This window comes from Klebsiella sp. BIGb0407, from assembly GCF_024807845.1.
GTDB lineage: Bacteria > Pseudomonadota > Gammaproteobacteria > Enterobacterales > Enterobacteriaceae > JGM124.
Map to the genome: position 1 here is coordinate 124,449 of NZ_JANUEQ010000001.1, position 21,159 is coordinate 145,607.

21 protein-coding genes and 1 other annotated feature are annotated in these 21,159 nt (G+C 46.7%); of the genes, 16 read left to right on the top strand and 5 right to left on the bottom strand.

Annotation, left to right across the window (positions count from 1 at the left end):
* Positions 1–94: 94 nt before the first annotated feature.
* Positions 95–328, top strand: a complete 234-nt coding sequence (locus tag M2387_RS00630) for a hypothetical protein (protein WP_259046561.1) — start codon at positions 95–97, stop codon at positions 326–328.
* A gap of 159 nt (positions 329–487) precedes the next feature.
* Here M2387_RS00630 and M2387_RS00635 read toward each other — a convergent pair whose 3' ends face one another.
* Positions 488–3,148: an autotransporter outer membrane beta-barrel domain-containing protein gene (locus M2387_RS00635; RefSeq protein ID WP_259046562.1), complete on the bottom strand. Its 2,661-nt coding sequence runs from the start codon at positions 3,146–3,148 to the stop codon at positions 488–490.
* Positions 3,149–3,866: 718 nt separating this feature from the next.
* Between M2387_RS00635 and M2387_RS00640 the strand changes: the two genes are divergently transcribed.
* The 15 genes from M2387_RS00640 (at position 3,867) to selO (ending at position 17,454) form a co-directional block, all read left to right on the top strand.
* The gene (locus M2387_RS00640) at positions 3,867–4,475 is read left to right on the top strand and encodes a hypothetical protein (RefSeq protein WP_259046563.1); all 609 of its coding nucleotides are present in this window, start codon (positions 3,867–3,869) and stop codon (positions 4,473–4,475) included.
* A 279-nt stretch (positions 4,476–4,754) separates the two neighbouring features.
* Complete coding sequence (thrS, locus tag M2387_RS00645) at positions 4,755–6,683, top strand: threonine--tRNA ligase (RefSeq protein ID WP_259046564.1); 1,929 nt, start codon at positions 4,755–4,757, stop codon at positions 6,681–6,683.
* A 3-nt stretch (positions 6,684–6,686) separates the two neighbouring features.
* Entirely contained in the window at positions 6,687–7,229 is a 543-nt protein-coding gene (gene infC / locus M2387_RS00650) for a translation initiation factor IF-3 (protein ID WP_259048205.1), read from the top strand.
* Between the two features lie 91 nt (positions 7,230–7,320).
* A complete protein-coding gene (gene rpmI / locus M2387_RS00655; protein WP_010275699.1) occupies positions 7,321–7,518 on the top strand; it encodes a 50S ribosomal protein L35 in 198 nt (65 codons plus the stop codon).
* Between the two features lie 45 nt (positions 7,519–7,563).
* Positions 7,564–7,920, top strand: a complete 357-nt coding sequence (gene rplT, locus M2387_RS00660; protein ID WP_259046565.1) for a 50S ribosomal protein L20 — start codon at positions 7,564–7,566, stop codon at positions 7,918–7,920.
* 73 nt (positions 7,921–7,993) lie between these two features.
* Positions 7,994–8,117: a sequence feature (Phe leader region), on the top strand.
* Complete coding sequence (gene pheM, locus M2387_RS00665) at positions 7,999–8,043, top strand: pheST operon leader peptide PheM (protein ID WP_181684249.1); 45 nt, start codon at positions 7,999–8,001, stop codon at positions 8,041–8,043. It overlaps the preceding feature by 45 nt.
* A gap of 59 nt (positions 8,118–8,176) precedes the next feature.
* Entirely contained in the window at positions 8,177–9,160 is a 984-nt protein-coding gene (gene pheS / locus M2387_RS00670) for a phenylalanine--tRNA ligase subunit alpha (protein ID WP_259046566.1), read from the top strand.
* Between the two features lie 14 nt (positions 9,161–9,174).
* Positions 9,175–11,562: a phenylalanine--tRNA ligase subunit beta gene (gene pheT, locus M2387_RS00675; protein WP_259046567.1), complete on the top strand. Its 2,388-nt coding sequence runs from the start codon at positions 9,175–9,177 to the stop codon at positions 11,560–11,562.
* A gap of 4 nt (positions 11,563–11,566) precedes the next feature.
* Entirely contained in the window at positions 11,567–11,866 is a 300-nt protein-coding gene (gene ihfA, locus M2387_RS00680) for an integration host factor subunit alpha (protein WP_211991189.1), read from the top strand.
* A 109-nt stretch (positions 11,867–11,975) separates the two neighbouring features.
* Entirely contained in the window at positions 11,976–12,956 is a 981-nt protein-coding gene (btuC, locus tag M2387_RS00685) for a vitamin B12 ABC transporter permease BtuC (RefSeq protein ID WP_259046568.1), read from the top strand.
* A 19-nt stretch (positions 12,957–12,975) separates the two neighbouring features.
* Positions 12,976–13,527 (top strand): glutathione peroxidase, encoded by a 552-nt coding sequence (locus M2387_RS00690; protein ID WP_259046569.1) that lies wholly within the window; start codon positions 12,976–12,978, stop codon positions 13,525–13,527.
* Between the two features lie 10 nt (positions 13,528–13,537).
* The gene (btuD, locus tag M2387_RS00695) at positions 13,538–14,275 is read left to right on the top strand and encodes a vitamin B12 ABC transporter ATP-binding protein BtuD (protein WP_259048208.1); all 738 of its coding nucleotides are present in this window, start codon (positions 13,538–13,540) and stop codon (positions 14,273–14,275) included.
* A gap of 57 nt (positions 14,276–14,332) precedes the next feature.
* Positions 14,333–14,797, top strand: a complete 465-nt coding sequence (locus tag M2387_RS00700) for an NlpC/P60 family protein (protein WP_259046570.1) — start codon at positions 14,333–14,335, stop codon at positions 14,795–14,797.
* A 415-nt stretch (positions 14,798–15,212) separates the two neighbouring features.
* Complete coding sequence (locus M2387_RS00705; protein WP_259046571.1) at positions 15,213–15,935, top strand: EAL domain-containing protein; 723 nt, start codon at positions 15,213–15,215, stop codon at positions 15,933–15,935.
* A 73-nt stretch (positions 15,936–16,008) separates the two neighbouring features.
* Positions 16,009–17,454 carry a protein adenylyltransferase SelO gene (gene selO, locus M2387_RS00710; protein ID WP_259046572.1) on the top strand — a complete coding sequence of 482 codons (1,446 nt, stop codon included), beginning with the start codon at positions 16,009–16,011 and terminating at the stop codon, positions 17,452–17,454.
* 1 nt (position 17,455) lies between these two features.
* Here the strand turns inward: selO and M2387_RS00715 are convergent, their stop codons facing one another.
* From M2387_RS00715 to M2387_RS00730, 4 genes are read right to left on the bottom strand one after another with little or no spacing between them, the layout of a single operon-like run.
* Positions 17,456–18,235, bottom strand: coding sequence for a heme ABC transporter ATP-binding protein (locus M2387_RS00715; protein ID WP_259046573.1), 780 nt, complete (start codon positions 18,233–18,235; stop codon positions 17,456–17,458).
* Positions 18,235–19,191 carry a FecCD family ABC transporter permease gene (locus tag M2387_RS00720; RefSeq protein WP_259048209.1) on the bottom strand — a complete coding sequence of 319 codons (957 nt, stop codon included), beginning with the start codon at positions 19,189–19,191 and terminating at the stop codon, positions 18,235–18,237. Before M2387_RS00720 ends, M2387_RS00715 begins: the two co-directional genes overlap by 1 nt.
* 35 nt (positions 19,192–19,226) lie before the next feature.
* A complete protein-coding gene (locus M2387_RS00725) occupies positions 19,227–20,042 on the bottom strand; it encodes a heme/hemin ABC transporter substrate-binding protein (protein ID WP_259046574.1) in 816 nt (271 codons plus the stop codon).
* Positions 20,039–21,073, bottom strand: a complete 1,035-nt coding sequence (locus M2387_RS00730; protein WP_259046575.1) for a hemin-degrading factor — start codon at positions 21,071–21,073, stop codon at positions 20,039–20,041. The genes M2387_RS00725 and M2387_RS00730 overlap by 4 nt, the downstream gene beginning before the upstream one ends.
* Positions 21,074–21,159 lie beyond the last annotated feature (86 nt).

Genomic DNA, 21,159 nt, shown 5'->3' on the forward strand with positions numbered 1-21,159 from the left:
TCTCTGACAAATAAACTGACTATCAACAAAGCGTAATACACGGCTATAATTGCCCCGTATTCAGAGAACTTAGTTATTGAGTAAGAGATAAATTATGAAAGCGCTAAAATATATAGCGATATCCGGTTTGTTGCTGTCATTCTCCGTCGGCGTATTTGCAGCACGCCCGGCCAGCACAGTGGTTGCCGTTGAAAAATCAACCACCCCATACTTTGTTAATATCGTCAATGTTGGTTGCGATATGCTATCGCGAAAAAATCCGACGTTACGGGAGCGTATCAGTGCTATTGACGCCCAGATTTCAGTGCCGGGAGAGTGTGCTGACTAGCGGGTGGGTCCCTTAGTTGTGGTTCAAAAAATAAGGGATGCTGTACCCATAGATTTACCCGGTAGCGATATACAGGGTGCAGTTTCTATCTATGGGTACGATACATTCTAACTCATCTTATTTCGGGGCGACAACCTGCTGTGTATTCCCCAATATGGTTCAAAAATTATATTTAATACCAAGCATCGCGCTGGTATTACTGTATCCCTTATGGCCCACCTGGCTGCCTGTATTTGCCCATAAATTGATTTTAGGGTTAAGCTTACCGGCAACACCAATTTTCACTTCTCCGATATCACGCGTACCTGCCTGAGTGACGCGAGCATCATCCATTTTTACGCTGAAACTGCGAGTATTATGTAGCCAGTTTGCTTCAATGAAGGGTTCAAACTCACGTTCTTTATTTTTATCCAAAATATGATGACCTTTCATAGATGCCCTGATCCCCAGGCGGGTCTGGATATTACCCTCACCATTACTGATAACACGGGTTCCGTTAGCTTCGCGGTGATTACTGGATTTTACGTTCATCAAGGTGACCTGAGCCTGTGGCTGAATAAACCATGAATTAACAGCTTCTTTGCTATCGGTAAGTTCCCCCATCTTAAAGGTATAACCTGCTTCAAGTGAGGTATTTACACCTTTTGACTGATAACGCTCTGCGGATATGTTCTGGCCTTGAACGTGATTATTAAACCAGTTGTACTGTAGCCAGCTATTGATATACAGACCGGATTTATCCGTATGATTCCCGTACCAGCTAGCGTAGGTGCCGATACTGTATCCTTTAGCCGAACTCTTTGAATGATAATCGGTGACAGCTGAATGGCTATTGCTACGGCTGGTGCCATGACCTGCAGTCAAACCAAAATTTCCCCGATTACGGTTATTTGTACTCCAGCGGAGAATATCTCCACCCAGTTGGGTCATCATATTATTGGTCTGTGTTGTTAACTGACTGCTATTATCGCGCCAGTTATTATGACTGCCTGTCTGACGTAGCCATAAGCTGGACCACTTTTTTTTACCAGTAAAAACGTCGGTATATTCAGTATCAGCTGGACGATCATTGATTGCTGTGGCGAACAGAGTATTAGCGGCGCTTAAGTTTGCAATATAACTCGCGGCCTCCGGACGTACGATATGTCTGGCCTGGGGAGAATTAAGGGATGCCTGGCTGGTGAGATACCAGTTTCCACTATTATTTCCCTGTCCACGTACCAGGGAGTAATCGTAGGCTCCTGCAATAATACGCCCTGATTGGCTAAAAACAGCACCAGAAGAACCATCGACATGAATGAGTTCAAAGCCATTAAGACGGGCATCCCCCGCACCGCCAATATTATTGATAGCAACATTAGTGGTACCGAAACTATTACCACCGATAATCAGTTTGTCTGGAAGAGGGTATTGGTCAGTTAACTTAGAATTGAAAGTCATAGTGCCATTCATTCCAAAATAATTATTATGAATAAGTAACGCTATGCCTTTGTTTTTCATATCAGTTAACACAATGTTACCTGCGTGATTGAGGTTCTCTGTGTCAGAATTGGTGGTCAATTTCCATAAAGAGTTCCATCCTGAAGTGAAATTATTCACGTTTCTTGTATAACCATCAAACAATGAATGTTCACCAAGGAGAATATTTATGATTGATTCATGATGAGCGCTAATTCCCCCGGAAATAGTGCTTTCATGAATGCCAATATTAACGTTTGAGTATTTAAATGATTCCAGAGCAATATCGTTTCCAGCACTGATCTGTGAATTGTTAGTTAACATTATTTCTGTGTTGTTTATGATGGGTTCATCTATATCTTCTCGATTAACTACTATAGCTGTATTGTTAGTTGTCGTAATTGCTGAGTTATCAATAATAATAGTATTGTTATTATACAAAGCGGATTTTCCCGCAAAAATATATATGCCATGAGCATTATTGTTAGCTTTTAGCACAGAGCTCTGGTTGAGGGCTAAATTTCCACCCTCAGTCATAATAGCATAATTTTTGCCTGCCATGATTATAGAGTTGTTTATGTCAGTATCACCACCGGACATAAAAATACCGTCACCATATGAATTTATTTTACTATTATTTATTTCAGTAGTGGTTACACTCTCATGCTCTGCATTTTTTGCGTATATTTTAACGCCAGTAGAGTGTGTGTTTTCCCTGTTTTTTTGACCGGTTTTTATTATCGTATCATTAATGCTAACATTACTTAGTTGGTTCACTATTCCATAATCGTCTCCTGTAATAATAGTGGTTTTATTAATCGTGGCATCAAGAAACTCGTGATCATCCAAAATACTTTTTTTGGTGATATTAATGCCTCCACCAGTACTATTACGTATCAGGCAGGTCTCGATACTGACCTCACCACTTTCTACATCTATGGCTGAGTGTCTATTATTGCTGGATATAAGCGTATCTTTTAGACTAAGTTTATTGGGTATTGATTCATCTTCAGGGCTCTGTTGATGAAGATAAATATCACCAGTGATAGTTGCCCGATTGACATTGATTTCTGAATTATCACCAATGATGCTACCGATAAATCGACTACCTGGTTGGATATCTAATTCACCATGCTTCAGGCGTAATTTTTCAGGATTTAAATCCGTACCAACGGATCTTTCAATCCTCAATGTACTATCTGTGATAACTGTAAAGTCATCAACTGAAGGAGGAGTGATAGTTGCATCAAATTCAGGTGCTGGGAATATATCATTAGCCTGTGCTTCCATTATAGATAACGTAAAACAAGATAATAATGAAATATATGCTATATTTCTTTTGAGTCTAACTCTGGTACTCATAATCATTTTTCCACTATATCATTAAGACATTTGTTGGAGGGGGTGGTTTTTTGATACATGATGGCGAAAGGGATGTTTGATTATCCTGTTTGCATAAGGTCAAACAATCCGCTTAATACCGATTAAGAAGTGACGCTACTCTGTTAATTGCATAATAAATACCTCCTGCTATGTCTGTTAGTGGGTCTGAATTGATGGGGTTTATTATTCAGTACTCACCGATGATCCTTCATCTTTAGCCACGTTAATCGTAAGATAATGCATTCTTTATGGTTTCTTTATATGACAATTATTTATGATATTTACGAGTTAATTAATATTGGAAATTATTAAAATGAATTAAGTTCTGCATTTCTTATTCTGTCGTTGGTATGAAATAAATAGCGTTAAGATACCCGTTACTGGAACAGTGGATGATATATTGCATTCTGGTGTATGATGTATTAGTTCCGAAAGTCAGTGGCACAATGATGGATGGTGATATAGATAAATAATGTATCATTTTTTATTGTATTATTGCTAATGAAAGTGGAAATAATCTTTTAATATATTGTATATGTTGAGTGATTGTTTGATATTCTAGAATAAATACGCTAATGATAGCTCGCTATTATTTATTGCAAGAGCCTGTGTGACATAATGAAAACGACAATTCCTTTTCCGCTGGGCCTTTTCATCATGGTGGTGGGGTTTCTGAAGAGAGTAGATAATCGATAACATGAAAGATAGAAAGGTTGTACCGGACCAGGATAACTGGGACGCCTGGAGCCCAACTGAGTTATCGCATCGCCTGAGCAGTGTATCGAAACCCTGGGGCGTGGTTGGCGGCTGGGCTCTCTGCTTATGGCATGGGGCAAAAACGCGTGAGCATGAAGATCTCGAATTTACCATTTTGCGTGAAGACCTGAATGTTTTCCGGCATGCGTTGAACGATATGGAATTTTACACCGTCAATAATGGTGAACTCCAGCAACTGAGGGATGACCAGGAGCCACAGGCAGATATCTCTCAGATCTGGTGTTTCGATCGCCCGGCTGCTTGCTGGCGTGTGGATATGATGATTGAGCAGGGAACCGATGAGTTCTGGGTCTATAAACGAGAGCCGGAAATCAGGCGTCTGCGCAGCGAGATGTTCGGACTGAGTGAATCGAATATTCCTTACCTCAATCCTTCTGCAGTGTTGTTATTTAAGGCAAAGTATCGTCGGCAAAAAGATGAGGACGATTTCGCCATGGCAGTGCCGGGATTATCTCCACCTGAACGTATCTGGTTGAGAGATTGCCTTAATCGTTTACATCCGGGACATGCCTGGGCAGAGATGTTGTAGCAGCTGAGCCGTTTAAAGAATATGAGCGAAATTTGGGTATTAGCCCGGGGTTAGCCTGGAGGTGATTACCCCAATATCTTTCGCCTTTATATAATGAGGTGTATCATACAGCCGCGTAGTCAGTAAGCGTGGTTGGGTATCGTTCAAATATTGTATATCTGAGCGTACATAGTTTGCAGAGTGAAGCATTCACCAGTCATTAACCTACTGATTAATATAAACAATGTAAATTTGTATGTGATCTTACGTGTGGGTCACCACTGCAAATAAGGATTTTAAATGCCTGTTATTACACTTCCTGATGGTAGTCAACGTCATTACGAACAAGCGGTTAGTCCATTAGATGTCGCTCTGGATATCGGTCCGGGTCTGGCAAAAGCCTGTATTGCTGGCCGTGTAGACGGCGAGTTGGTTGATGCGACGGACTTAATTGAAAACGATGCCCAATTAGCGATTATTACCGCAAAAGATGAAGCCGGTATCGAAATCATTCGTCACTCTTGTGCTCACCTGCTGGGACATGCCATCAAGCAGTTATGGCCGGACACCCGGATGGCGATTGGTCCGGTTATCGATAATGGTTTCTACTATGATATTGACCTTGACCATACATTGACTCAGGAAGATCTCGAGCGTCTTGAAAAACGGATGCATGAGCTTGCCGAAACAGATTACACCGTCATCAAGAAAAAAGTGAGCTGGCAAGAAGCGAGAGATACTTTTGTTGCTCGTGGTGAAAACTATAAAGTTGCCATTCTTGACGAAAATATTAGCCATGATGATAGGCCTGGTTTGTATCATCATGAAGAATACGTTGATATGTGTCGTGGCCCGCATGTTCCTAATATGCGTTTCTGTCACCATTTTAAACTGCAAAAAACCTCCGGTGCATACTGGCGTGGTGATAGCAGTAATAAAATGCTGCAACGTGTTTATGGCACGGCCTGGGCGGATAAAAAGCAACTTAACGCTTATCTGAAACGCCTGGAAGAAGCTTCTAAGCGCGATCACCGTAAAATCGGTAAGCAGCTTGATCTCTATCATATGCAAGAAGAAGCACCAGGAATGGTATTCTGGCATAATGATGGCTGGACTATCTTCCGTGAACTGGAAGTTTTTGTCCGTTCCAAACTGAAAGAGTACCAGTATCAGGAAGTTAAAGGTCCGTTTATGATGGACCGTGTTCTGTGGGAAAAAACTGGTCACTGGGACAACTATAAAGATGCAATGTTCACCACCTCATCAGAGAACCGTGAATACTGTATTAAGCCAATGAACTGCCCGGGACATGTACAGATCTTTAATCAGGGGCTAAAATCATACCGTGATTTGCCGCTGCGAATGGCTGAGTTTGGGAGCTGCCACCGTAACGAACCATCAGGTGCACTGCACGGTTTGATGCGTGTTCGTGGCTTTACTCAAGATGATGCGCACGTTTTCTGTACCGAAGATCAGGTCCGTGACGAAGTTAACAGCTGTATTCGTATGGTCTATGATATGTACAGCACCTTCGGTTTTGAAAAAATCGTGGTGAAATTGTCGACTCGTCCGGAAAAACGTATCGGCAGCGATGAAATGTGGGATCGCGCCGAAGCTGACTTGGCTGCAGCCCTTGAAGAGAACCAGATCCCGTTCGATTTACAACCGGGAGAAGGGGCGTTCTATGGCCCGAAAATTGAGTTTACCCTCTACGATTGCCTGGACAGAGCCTGGCAGTGTGGTACGGTTCAGCTTGACTTCTCGTTGCCTGGACGGCTAAATGCATCATATATCGGTGAAAATAACGAACGTGTGGTCCCGGTGATGATTCACCGCGCGATTCTCGGTTCAATGGAACGCTTCATCGGTATTTTGACCGAAGAGTTCGCAGGGTTCTTCCCAACCTGGCTTGCTCCGGTACAAGTAGTAGTGATGAATATCACTGATAGCCAGTCTGATTATGTCAGCGAAATAGTACGAAAACTGCAAAATGCGGGAATTCGTGTAAAAGCAGACTTGAGAAATGAGAAGATTGGCTTTAAAATCAGAGAACACACGTTACGTCGTGTCCCTTACATGTTAGTCTGTGGCGATAAAGAGGTTGAGTCCGGCAAAGTAGCCGTACGTACCCGCCGCGGCGTTGATCTGGGAAGTATTGACGTAAGCGAATTGATTGAAAAACTGCAGAATGAAATTCGCAGTCGCAATCTACATCAACTGGAGGAATAAAGTATTAAAGGCGGAAAAAGAGTTCAACCGGCGCGTCCAAATCGCATAAATAGAGAAATTCGTGCTACTGAGGTTCGTCTGACAGGCCTTGATGGCGAGCAGATTGGCATTGTCAGTCTTAATGAAGCTTTAGAAAAAGCCGAAGAAGCAGGCGCAGATTTAGTTGAAATCAGCCCCAATGCTGAACCGCCTGTTTGCCGCATAATGGACTACGGCAAGTTCCTCTACGAAAAAAGTAAATCTTCTAAGGAACAGAAGAAAAAGCAAAAAGTTATCCAGGTTAAAGAAATTAAGTTTCGTCCTGGCACCGATGATGGCGACTATCAGGTAAAACTCCGCAGCCTGGTTCGCTTTCTGGAAGATGGAGACAAAGCCAAAATCACTCTGCGTTTTCGTGGACGTGAAATGGCACACCAACAGATCGGAATGGAAGTGCTTAACCGCGTCCGTGACGATTTGAGTGAACTGGCAGTGGTCGAATCCTTCCCTACGAAGATCGAAGGCCGCCAGATGATCATGGTGCTTGCTCCGAAGAAGAAACAGTAAGGCCATCAAGTAACATTTCTACGGGGTGTATGCCCCGTAGTATTTGTTCGCCTTCTGGTTCGTTTATTAACAATGCGAAGTGGAAATTGAAATGCCAAAGATTAAAACAGTACGCGGCGCCGCTAAGCGCTTCAAAAAGACTGCCTCTGGTGGTTTTAAGCGCAAGCACGCTAACCTGCGTCATATTCTGACTAAAAAGTCTACTAAGCGTAAACGTCACCTGCGTCCAAAAGGTCTGGTTTCCAAAGGGGATCTGGGTCTGGTTATCGCTTGTCTGCCGTACGCATAAGTTTACTTTTAATTTTTTTTCAGAATATAGAACAGGAGAGCTAATATGGCTCGCGTAAAACGTGGTGTAGTAGCACGTGCTCGTCACAAAAAAATCCTTAAACAAGCTAAAGGTTATTATGGTGCGCGTTCACGCGTTTACCGTGTTGCCTTCCAGGCTGTTATCAAAGCTGGTCAGTATGCTTACCGCGACCGTCGTCAACGTAAACGTCAATTCCGCCAGCTGTGGATTGCACGTATCAACGCTGCAGCTCGTCAGAATGGTATCTCTTACAGCAAATTCATCAACGGCCTGAAAAAAGCCTCTGTTGAAATTGACCGTAAGATCCTGGCTGACATCGCAGTATTCGACAAAGTGGCATTTACTGCACTGGTTGAGAAAGCGAAAGTAGCTCTGGCGTAAGCCCGTTATCAGAGGGAGCATTGCTCCCTCTTTTATTTTAAGTGATTCTGTCCGTTTCAAAATAAGGTAACCGCAAGCATGTATGCTGCTATTTTCCGTTTCTTTTTTTACTTTAGCACCTGAATTCAGGGGGCTTTGCGCGTAAGAAAAGAAACGAAAAACAGCGCCAGAAGCCTCCTTTAGGAGGCTTTTTTTTGCGTTTCGTTTCCGTGTCAGACTAACTAATCCGGCAGTTTGCCGGTATATGAGGAATACCATGCCACATCTCGCAGAGCTGGTTGCAAATGCCAAAGCAGCCATAAACGATGCCCAGGATGTTGCCGCGTTAGATACCGTACGCGTCGAATATTTAGGGAAAAAAGGGCACCTGACCCTCCAGATGACCACCCTGCGTGAACTACCAGCGGAAGAGCGCCCGGCGGCTGGCGCGGTAATTAATGAGGCAAAAGAGCAGGTTCAGGAAGCGCTGAATACACGCAAAGCGACGCTGGAAAGTGCCGCGCTGAATGCCCGGCTGGCAGAAGAAACTATCGATGTTTCTTTGCCTGGACGCCGTATCGAAAACGGTGGCCTGCATCCGGTGACCCGCACAATCGACAGAATTGAAAGCTTCTTTGGTGAGCTGGGCTTTACGGTAGCTACCGGTCCGGAAATTGAAGATGATTACCATAACTTTGATGCGCTGAATATTCCGGCACATCACCCAGCACGTGCCGATCACGATACATTCTGGTTTGATGCAACGCGTTTACTGCGTACTCAGACTTCAGGTGTACAAATTCGCACCATGAAAGATAAGCAGCCACCGATTCGTATTATTGCTCCAGGTCGTGTCTACCGTAACGATTACGATCAGACTCACACCCCAATGTTCCATCAGATGGAAGGGTTAATTGTTGATACCAATATTAACTTCACCAATCTGAAAGGTACCCTGCACGAGTTCCTGAATAATTTCTTTGAGGAAGACTTGCAGATCCGCTTCCGTCCGTCTTATTTCCCGTTTACTGAACCCTCCGCTGAAGTTGATGTGATGGGAAAAAATGGTAAATGGCTGGAAGTGCTGGGCTGCGGCATGGTGCATCCTAACGTGTTGCGCAATGTGGGTATTGATCCAGAAGTCTACTCTGGCTTTGCTTTCGGTATGGGTATGGAACGTCTGACTATGTTGCGTTATGGCGTTACCGATCTGCGGGCATTTTTCGAAAATGATTTACGTTTTCTCAAACAGTTTAAATAAGGGCGGAATATCCAATGAAATTCAGTGAACTCTGGTTACGCGAATGGGTAAATCCAGCCAACAATAGCGAAGAACTGAGCAATCAAATTACTATGGCTGGCCTGGAAGTGGACGGCGTTGATGCTGTCGCAGGTGCTTTCCATGGTGTCGTGGTCGGTGAAGTTGTCGAATGTGGTCAGCACCCTAACGCCGACAAACTGCGCGTCACCAAAATCAATGTTGGCGGTGAGCGCCTGCTTGATATCGTCTGCGGAGCACCAAACTGCCGTCAGGGACTGAAAGTCGCAGTGGCAACCGTCGGTGCTGTACTGCCGGGCGATTTTAAAATTAAAGCGGCGAAATTACGCGGTGAGCCATCAGAAGGCATGCTGTGCTCTTTCTCTGAGCTGGGTATCAGCGATGATAGCAACGGCATTATTGAACTACCGGCAGATGCGCCGATTGGTGTTGATATTCGTGAGTTTTTGCAGCTTGACGATAACACGATTGAGATAAGTGTGACGCCAAACCGTGCCGATTGCCTGGGCATTATTGGTATTGCTCGTGATGTTGCTGTTCTCAATCAGTTGACATTGAATCAGCCTGAAATCACTACCGTGAAGGCTGATATTGATGACAGTCTGCCGATCCGTGTTGATGCGCCAGAAGCTTGCCCGCGTTATCTTGGACGTGTAGTTAAGAATATTAACGTTAACGTCAGTACGCCTTTATGGATGAAAGAAAAACTACGTCGCTGTGGCGTTCGTTCTATTGATCCTGTTGTCGATATCACCAACTACGTATTACTTGAGTTGGGTCAGCCAATGCATGCCTTTGACCTGAGCCGTATCGATGGTGGTATCGTGGTGCGTATGGCAGAAGAGGGCGAAACGCTGGTTCTGCTCGACGGCAACGAAGTTAAACTGAGTGCTGATACTCTGGTTATTGCTGATAACAGCAAAGCGTTAGCGATGGCGGGTATCTTTGGCGGTGAGCACTCAGGCGTGAATGGCGAAACACGTGATGTGCTGCTGGAATGTGCGTTCTTCAGCCCGCTTTCAATCACCGGTCGTGCCCGTCGTCATGGTTTACATACGGATGCTTCTCACCGTTATGAGCGTGGCGTTGACTCATGCTTGCAGTATCAGGCGATGGAACGTGCGACACGCCTGCTGGTTGATATCTGTGGTGGTCAGGTTGGACCTGTCATCGATGCCAGCAATCAAGAGAGTCTGCCAGTTCCGGCAACCATTACTTTGCGCCGTAGCAAACTGGATCGTCTGATTGGTTATCATATTGCTGATGAGCTGGTGACCGATATTCTGTCTCGTCTCGGTTGTAAAGTGACAGTCGGTGAGAATCAGTGGACGGCAATAGCGCCAAGCTGGCGTTTTGATATGGCGATTGAAGAAGATTTGGTGGAAGAAGTTGCCCGTGTCTACGGCTACGATAATATCCCCAATTTACCGATTCAGGCCAGTCTGATTATGGGTGCGCATCGTGAAGCAGATTTGTCCCTTAAGCGTGTGAAAACTATGCTTGTGGACAAAGGCTATCAGGAAGTTATCACCTACAGTTTTGTTGATCCTAAAACCCAGCAATTGCTCCACCCTGGTGAAGAACATTTGATTCTTCCTAATCCGATTGCCAGCGATATGTCCGCAATGCGCCTATCCTTGCTAACCGGATTACTAAATACTGTGGTCTATAACCAAAATCGTCAACAAAGTCGTGTACGTATTTTTGAGTCTGGGTTACGGTTTGTACCTGATACTCAGGCTAATTTAGGTATTCGTCAGGATGTTATGCTGGCTGGTGCTATTTGTGGTAACCACTATGAAGAGCATTGGGACATGGAACGCAGAACGGTCGATTTCTTCGATCTGAAGGGTGATTTGGAGTCTGTGCTCTCGCTCACCGGCAAACTGGGCGATATCGAATTTCGCGTTCAGAATAATCCGGCTCTTCATCCAGGACAGAGCGCAGGATTGTTTTTAGCAGATGAATATATTGGATATATTGGTGTTGTACATCCGGAACTTGAGCGTAAACTGGATTTGAATGGCCGCACCCTGGTGTTCGAAATTTTGTGGGATAAGCTTGCAGACCGCGCCATTCCTGATGCGCAAGAGGTTTCTCGCTTCCCGGCAAACCGTCGCGACATCGCTGTTGTCGTGGCAGAAAACGTCCCTGCAGCAGATGTTTTAGTTGAATGTAAGAAAGTTGGCGTAAATCATATAGTTGGCGTAAACTTATTTGACGTGTACCGTGGTAAGGGCGTAACCGATGGTTATAAGAGCCTGGCCATAAGCCTTATCCTTCAGGATTCAGGTCGTACACTCGAGGAAGATGAGATTGCTGCTACCGTTGCGAAATGTGTCGCAGCATTAAAAGAGCGATTCCAGGCCTCATTGAGGGATTGAACGTATGGCGCTTACAAAAGCTGAAATGTCAGAGTATCTGTTTGATAAGCTTGGACTTAGCAAACGAGATGCTAAAGAGCTGGTTGAACTATTTTTTGAAGAGATTCGTCGTTCTTTAGAAAATGGTGAGCAGGTGAAACTCTCGGGTTTTGGTAACTTTGACCTGCGCGACAAAAATCAACGCCCTGGGCGTAACCCGAAGACTGGTGAGGACATTCCCATTACGGCTCGCCGTGTGGTGACTTTCCGCCCTGGTCAGAAACTGAAAAGTCGGGTTGAGAATGCGTCGCCAAAAGATGAGTAATCTCGCGTAACAAAAAGGCCGCTCTCGCGGCCTTTTTCTTTGCTTGTTCCCACCGCTAAAGATTCCGTAAAATCATTGCATCTTTCCCTATAAGGACACTTCAGGCCTGATGCTTACTTTTGTCACCCGACAACGTCGTCTTGAGCGTCGCTGGATTGCCGCTCTGACACTGGTCATGCTGGGTACCCTGACGCTCAGTTTATGTGCCGGAGATATCTGGATACTCCCTAATCATTGGTGGAGTGCTGAAGGTCATCTCTTTATCTGGCAAATTCGTCTCCCTCGCACCCTGGCCGTATTACTGGTCGGTGCGGCCCTGGCATTGTCGGGAACCGTTATGCAGGCACTGTTTGAAAACCCGCTTGCTGAGCCTGGCTTACTGGGCGTATCGAGTGGTGCCGGTGTGGCACTGATAGCAGGTTTACTACTGGGGCAGGGGATGTTACCCGGCTGGGCTCTGGGGTTATGTGCTATTGCAGGCGCTTTTATTGTCACGGTAATTCTATTACGTTTTGCTCGTCGCCACCTGTCAACCAGCCGTCTGCTACTGGCGGGAGTTGCGCTGGGTATGATCTGTAGCGCACTCATGACTTGGGCGGTCTATTTCAGCTCAAGCCTCGACTTACGTCAGCTGATGTACTGGATGATGGGAGGGTTTGGAGGGGTGGACTGGCGGCAGCTGTGGCTAATGGTGACGCTTTTACCAGTGATTATCTGGTTATGTTTTCAGCATAAGCCTCTGAATATCATGACGCTTGGGGAAAATTCTGCCCGTCAACTGGGCTTGCCCGTCTGGCTATGGCGCAATATTCTGGTTATTGTAACAGGCTGGATGGTCGGGGTGAGTGTTGCGCTAGCTGGCGCCATCAGCTTTATTGGCCTGGTGATACCACATCTGCTGCGTATCATGGGGCTGAGCGATCATCGGGTACTGTTACCAGCCAGTGCTCTGGCCGGGGCTATAGCCTTGGGCGGTGCCGATATTGTGGCTCGTCTGGCTCTCCAGTCAGCTGAATTACCGATCGGTGTTGTAACAGCAAGCCTGGGGGCTCCGGTCTTTATCTGGCTATTATTGAAAGTTGGGCGTTAACTTACTGAGGATAAATGTGATGTCGCAGACCATTTTAAACAATGAAGTAAAAACTATTGACGGTGAAATCACGACTCTTGCACCCTGGAAGGGCAAAGTATTATTGATTGTGAATGTGGCCTCACAATGTGGTTTAACGCCACAATATGCTCAGCTTGAAGTCCTTCAGGAAACATATGGCGACCAAGGGTTTGCGGTGCTTGGTTTTCCTTGTAACCAGTTCCTCGGACAAGAGCCTCTGGGTGAGGAAGAGATAAAAACCTTCTGCAGCACCACCTACGGAGTTACCTTCCCGATGTTCAGTAAGATTGAAGTTAATGGTGATAACCGTCATCCATTATATCAACAACTGACCAGCGCTCAGCCAGTGGCTGTGGCACCAGAGGATAGCGGTTTCTTCGAACGTATGAGCAGTAAAGGTCGCGCGCCGAAAAATCCGGGTGATATTTTGTGGAACTTCGAAAAATTCCTTATCTCCCGTGATGGTGAAGTTATTCAGCGTTTCTCCCCGGATATGACACCTGAAAACCCGGTGCTTGTTGAGGCAATCACTCTGGCTCTGGAAGCATAACGTGCCGGTTCTGCAAGTTAGGAATGTCGCCGTTGCCGGAAGGCTGATGCCTGTCAGTACAGATGTTAATGCGGGGGAAATCATCCATCTTGTGGGGCCGAACGGTGCCGGAAAAAGTACGCTGTTAGCGAGAATGGCCGGGATGAGTGACGGTCCCGGCGAGGTGTTGCTGAACAACCAGTCAATCACAGACTGGAATGCGACAAGCTTATCCCGTCACCGGGCCTGGTTAGTTCAGCATCAGACGCCACCGTTTGCTATGCCAGTGTGGCACTATTTACAGCTTCATCAATCGGCTCCCGGGGCCGACGCCCTGATGCTGAAGTTGGCAGAGGTCCTTTCTCTGACGGCTAAACTGACGCGCCCGGTCAATCAGCTATCTGGTGGTGAGTGGCAGCGAGTGCGTCTGGCAGCCGTGTTTATGCAGATTGATCCACAAATTAATGTCGCAGGACAGCTGCTATTGCTTGATGAGCCTATGAATAGCCTGGATGTTGCGCAACAGGCTGCGCTGGATAATCTGTTACAGGCCTTCAGAGAAGCGGGTATTGCCATCGTTATGAGCAGTCATGATTTGAACCATAGCCTGCGCTATGCGGATAGGGTGTGGTTATTGCGTGCTGGAGAATTGCTGGCACAAGGAACGAGTACTGAGGTCTTATCACCCCAGTATCTGGATAATGCCTATAATATGTCATTCAGGTTATTATCTGTCGAAGGACACAGGATGCTTATCCATTCAGCATAACGATATCGCAGGGTACGTCATGTCAGAGGGGGCTCACCGAAATGATGAGGTTATAGAATGCGTTTATGGTTGATTACAATACTGTGCATCATTCTGGCTGGTTGTAGCAGCCACCGGGCCCCTGCGCCAAATGCGCGACTCTCTGACTCAATAACGGTTATTGCCTATCTCAATGAGCAGCTCCAGAGCTGGCACGGTACGCCTTATGCTTATGGTGGCATGAGCCGACGCGGTATTGATTGTTCCGGTTTTGTTCTCACGACCTATCGTGATAAATTTGCCTTGCAGTTGCCCAGAATGACTAGTCAGCAAGCCGAAATAGGTACCCGTATCGATAAAACAGACTTGTTACCCGGTGATTTAGTTTTTTTCATTACTGGCTCAGGTGAAAATGGTCTGCATGTCGGAATCTATGACACGGATAACCAATTTATTCATGCCTCTACCAGTCGGGGAGTGATTCGTTCTTCGCTCGATAATGTTTACTGGAAGAAAAAATTCTGGCAAGCACGACGTATTTAACGTTTCTGTCTGGATGTTATTTTTATTCATCGAGATGAATGTACAGAAAATGATCATGCTACATCAATGTGAATAATTGATATCGTATATTTCTTCCTAAGCCCGCTATTATTAAGTAATATCTAAGTGAAATTGGCTGAAATAGGTATTCAGTCAGGTGTTCCCTTATTTGTTGCTTCAATCTATCCGTAATACTTCAAGTTGTCTGGACGTTTTGGCGCGTAAGCCATCGGATCATAGAATTTATCTATGATTATCGTCTGCCTGAACCTGGCGTTTACAGGCAATTCGAATTATTTAGGGTATAGCTGTTTTAAAAATTATCTGGCGCTGACTGAGTTCACTCTCATGCCATTACTCACGGGTGAGCACTTTTTATGATGCTATTTCGATAACCCTACGTAAGGTTTGGGAAATGAATAATTTTTCTGGTGATACGGGCTCTGCTCACCACTACTTTAAACCTGCCTGGCGGTCTGATAACCGACTGATGGGTATGGAAATTATGACCTGTTTGATCGCCCATAATTCGTCCGAATATTTATCTCCCGCATGGCAAAGTGCTCATCTTGATGCGAATCAGCAGATAGCATTATTTAACGAAAAAGTATTATTTCTTGAAAATGTTAAGACTTTACTTGAGTCCTGGAACATAACTATTTGGCTAAATATCAACGATATTATTCTCACGGAGATGATGCAGAATACCGACTGGATAACGAGGTTACAGAACTTATCATTTTTGACACTGATGATTGACGAAGATTTTCCTGGTATGGTTTACGGACGAAACAACCTCCGACTTATCTGGCTTGCGGAAAAGTTTCCTCTTGCTCTGGCTAATTTAGGGTCGGGACAAAGTTCAAATAGAGCTATTTTCGACAGATTATTCAGACATATTTTCCTTAGTCAGGAGTTTATTCATCATCAGATTAATCGACCCTCTTTTGTTCCTTTTGCCAATGCGATTATTCGTCAGATAGCACCTTTTTGTGAGGCTCTTATGGTATCGGGTATTGATGATATTACGCTATATCATCAAGTTAAGAGTCTTAATTTTGAGGCCATGAGAGGAAACCTGTGGCCAGCTATTGCAGCAGAAAATATCTCTGACCTGTTCAGTACTTCTGAACATTAACAGCGATAATATCCTTATTTTTTGAAAGTATTTAAAAGTTGTATCAGCGGATACACTGTGATGTGGAGGACTTATGACAAACACCATCACTTTTCAAAATAGCTGGCATGATGAACTGCCAGATTTTTACAGCGCCTTAACACCGGTACCGTTAAAAAATGCACGTCTGCTTTACCACAGTGCACCGCTGGCACAAGAGTTAGGCCTTGAGCGCTCGCTGTTTGATGAGTCCTCTTGTGGCTTATGGAGTGGCGAGATCTTACTGCCGGGTATGCAGCCTCTGGCTCAGGTTTACAGTGGGCATCAATTCGGCAGCTGGGCCGGTCAGTTAGGTGATGGTCGAGGCATGTTACTGGGAGAGCAGCGACTTGCAGACGGGCGTAAAATGGACTGGCATCTGAAAGGTGCCGGGCTGACGCCTTATTCTCGAATGGGGGACGGACGTGCAGTATTACGATCCACTATTCGTGAATTTCTTGCCAGCGAAGCGATGCATGCCCTGAGGATCCCTACCACTCGTGCCCTGACGATTGTCACCAGCGATACGCCGGTGCAGCGTGAAACCACTGAGCAAGGAGCGATGCTGCTGCGAGTGGCTGAAAGTCATCTCCGTTTCGGCCATTTCGAACATTATTACTATCGCCGGGAGCCGCTAAAAGTGCGTCAGCTTGCCGACTATGCGATAGCCCATCACTGGCCACATTTGCAGGATGAAGCTGACCGCTATGCCCTTTGGTTCAGCGATATTGTTAAACGCACAGCGATGCTGATGGCGCACTGGCAAACGGTGGGTTTTGCCCATGGAGTGATGAACACGGATAATATGTCGGTGCTGGGTCTGACAATGGATTATGGCCCCTATGGTTTTCTGGATGACTATCAACCGGACTATATATGTAACCATTCTGACTACCAGGGGCGTTATGCATTTGATAACCAGCCAGCGGTAGGGTTATGGAATTTACAGCGTCTGGCCCAGTCACTCTCTATGCTTATCACTGCTGACAGACTTAATAGCTTACTGGAAGAGTATCAGCCATTGCTAATGCAGGCGTTTGGTGAACAGATGCGCGCTAAACTGGGACTCTTCACAGCTCAGAAAGAGGACAATCAAATCCTGAGTAGCCTGCTGGCCCTGATGACGAAAGAGGGGAGTGACTATACGCGAACTTTCCGTATGCTTAGTGCGACTGAACAAATGAGTGGCAGCTCAGCGCTGCGTGATGAGTTTATCGACCGGGAAGAGTTTGACCGGTGGTTTGCGGTATATCGGACGCGTTTACAGGATGAACAGGTTGACGATGCAACCAGACAGCAGGCTATGAAATCGGTCAATCCAGTATTGGTGCTGAGAAATTGGCTAGCCCAGAGGGCTATCAGTGCCGCAGAACAGGGGAGTACCGATGAACTTGCCGCCTTGCATCAGGCATTAAGTCAGCCGTTTACCGACAGAGACGATGACTTTACACGACGGCCACCTGACTGGGGTAAACGGCTGGAGGTGAGCTGTTCCAGCTAAACTATTGGCGTAATCCGACCTGGGGCACAGGATGCTCCGGGTGACGGAATACCCGGAGATCGGCCTGATACCAGCGTTGTAAGGTTTGCTCTTCCAGAACCTGATCGGGGGTTCCGTTTGCCACTACCCGTCCCTGGTGCAATAACACAATACTGTCAGCCCACAGGGCTGCCAGATTCAAGTCATGCAATACTACGCAGACCGAAAGCTCACCCATTGCTGCCAGCCGTTTAAGCAGACGTAATAAGTGTTGCTGATGATAGAGATCCAGTGCTGAGGTGGGCTCATCAAGGAACAGCCAGCCCCGGGGAATATCCTCATGCCAGAGCTGAACCAGCGCACGAGCTAGCTGAACGCGTTGCTGTTCACCGCCAGACAGTTGACAGAAATCCCGGCCTTTCAGGGCATCACAACCTGTCAGGACCATGACCTGAGTGACCACTTTTTCCGTGCTTTCGGAAGGCCATGGGGCACGCCCCATCGCAATGACTTCTTCAACAGACCAGCTAAACGCCATGGTGCTTTGTTGACGCATCACTGCCCGCTGGCGGGATAATGCTTCGCTTGGCCAGTCAGCAAGACTTTTGCCATTCAGGACAACATGACCGCTGCTTGGAGGCTGAAACCCGGTAAGGGTGCGTAGTAGCGTTGACTTTCCTGCACCATTCGGGCCAATGAGCGCCACGACTTTTCCAGGTGTTAACTCGACATTGATACTGTCGAGAAGCAATCGGTTACCGATTTTGAGCGACAAATTTTCAGTATGAAGTAACCCTGACATCAGTTTCTCCCCTGATTGCGGAAAATCATCGCCAGGAACCATGGGCCACCAATCAGGCTGGTAATTAAACCGACCGGCATCTCAGCAGGTACCACAAGCGTTCTCGCCAGAGTATCGGCAATCAGCAGCAATAGTGCACCGGCCAGCACCGATCCGGGAACTAACCAGCGATGGTCAGCACCTAACCACATTCTGACCAGGTGTGGCACTACCAGCCCGACAAAACCGATTACGCCACTGACCGCAACCGCTGCGGCAACCAATAGTGCACTGAGGATTAACAGCTGACGCTGGGTACGTTTAACATCAACGCCCAAATAATGAGCCTCTTCATCGCCCAGTTGCAGTAAGTTCAACCGTCGTGCCAGCAACCAGATGCCGACAGTGGCAGGAATAGCAAGTGAGGCGGCAGCCAGCAGGGTTGACCACTGTGACTGTCCCAGACTTCCCATTCCCCATAGTGATAACTGACGTAGCTGAGTATCGTTACTCAACCAGGATAAAATACCGACGGCAGCACCACACAGGGCATTGATAGCAATACCGACTAACAGTAAGCGCGCAAGACTGTTATTCCCCTGACGACTGAGCAGGAAAATAATGAATGTGACCACCAGACTGCCAATAAATGCAGCAAACATCGGTACATACAAAGCGAGTATCGCCGGTAGCGCGAGTGGAAAGACGATTGCCAGACCGACAAAGAGCGCGGCACCGCTACTGATCCCTAGTAAACCGGGGTCTGCCAGCGGGTTACGGAACAAACCTTGCATCACACAGCCAGAAAGGGCCAGAGCCCCGCCCACCAGAATGGCGAGCAGAACACGGGGAAGGCGGATGTGAAGCCAGATATGGCGCAAAGCCTCATCCTGAGGCTGCCACAACACCGCCAGCGAGAGCTTCATTGCGCCAAGGTTGGCCGCGATGAGCGCCGTAGCAACTAACATGGCCCCCATTAGCCACAAGGCGTGACGTGGTAGGGGACGTCGTTTCACGGCAGTTGCTCCGCTTTTTGTCGCAGATTGACAATCTGTTGCGGAGTATGGATACCAAATCCTAACAACGCCATATCATCAACGACCATCAGCTGTTTATTCTTAGCAGCAGGAGTTTGTGCCAGACCCGGTAAAGCCCAGACATTCTCTTCGCTACCTAAAGTTTTCAGACCGTTGGTGGTCACCAGTATCAAGTCCGGCTGGCTTGCAATTACGCCCTCCTGAGACAAAGGCTGGTAGCGGGTGAATCCTTGCATCGCGTTTTGCAGACCGGCTGCTCGAATAACGGAATCAGCGGCTGTTTCCTGACCAGCACCCATTGCCGTTGTGCCACCGTGACTCATGATGAACAGCACTTTTACAGGTAGCGGTTGAGTGGGGACAGACGCCAGCTGTTGTTTGATCTGCTTACGCAGTTCATTACCTTGCGGCTCTTTATCGAGCGCTTTGGCAACGGCAGCCACTTTCGCATCAATCACGTCAAGGTTATTTGCCCCAGGTACGGTGACGACGTTGACGTTAGCTTCCGCGACTTGTTTGAGTGCCAGAGAGGGCTGGGCTTGCTCACTCGCCAGCACCAGAGTCGGGCGCATCGCAAGAATACCTTCGGCATTTAACTGTCGCATATAGCCTACGTCTGGCAGTTTAGTGACTTCTGCCGGAGTGAGACTGGTACTGTCTCGCGCGACTAAATCTTTGTCGGCACCTAAAGCCCAGGCAATTTCAGTGACATCACCACCGATAGTGACCAGACGTTCAGCCGCTCCTGCCATTGCAGGCAGGATAAGAAGGGCTAAAAGCAGCCTTTTCATGCAGTTAATCCTTTGCTCTGAATAGCATCGATTTGTGTACGCCATTGCTGTTGCTCTGGCTCACCTTCGGTACGCTGACCATAAACTTGCGCAATTTGCGTGCCGTCAGCAGCGAACAGTTCAAGGCTGGTAACATAGCCATCTTTGGTGTATTTGCGAGTTATCCAGCTTTCTGCAATGGTGTCAGACATCAAGTGCAGGGTGAACTCAGGATTAAAGATATTAATCCAGTTCTCCATTGGCATTAACTTACGCACTTCACCGGTAAAGATCTGCACACAGCCGCGGTTGCTCACGAAAATCATGATTTCGTTCTGATCGGCTTTTGCCAGATCGAGGATCTGCGCCAGTGCTGTGTTATCGACTTTACAGGCCAGGTCATCGCTAACCAGGCGGAAAGCTTGCTGACGCGTAAGTTGATGACGCTTGAGCAGAATAAAGAATTCATGCACATCGGTCATCGCACGCCATTCGGCTTCGATTTGTGCGCCGTCTACCGTTGGTGTGATTTCGACCGGAGTTTCTGCAACAGCGACCGTCAGCTCAGGGTTTTCTTCCTGAACAAACTGCGCCACAACCTGATCCCATGCGGCAAAATCGGTGTTATCGGTGGTGTAAACTTTCAGTACCGCATCACCGTAGCTGTCGAAAAATTGGATACTCTGACGTTCACCGCGAGCATTCGTTTCACGGATATAGAAGACATGTACCCACTGGCTGAAGAACAGACGTAAGTCCAGAGCACGTGGGTTAAGAATCAAGCCGGCATGACCGTCAAGGTGCTGGTTTTCAAAACGGCCTACCTGCTCATGAACCGCGTATTCATTGCGGCAAATACATTTTGTCTCACCAACGGCTTCCAGCGCTTTCAGCAGAGCTTTAGCATCGCTTTTTAAACGTTTAGCATCCTGACCAACACGGGCCTGGGTCAGTTCAGCTTCGCTAATCTGCATCAATTTGGCTATATCCCGGGCATACAGCTTCGGGTGTTCTTGTTTTAGTTGTAACCAAGTTTCATAACGCTGACTCATGTAATGTTCCTTTACCATTGATAACGCGAAATATTTCTCATTACGGCCATACTGCGGAATATGCCGCGGTGGCCAGCATTCTTTGT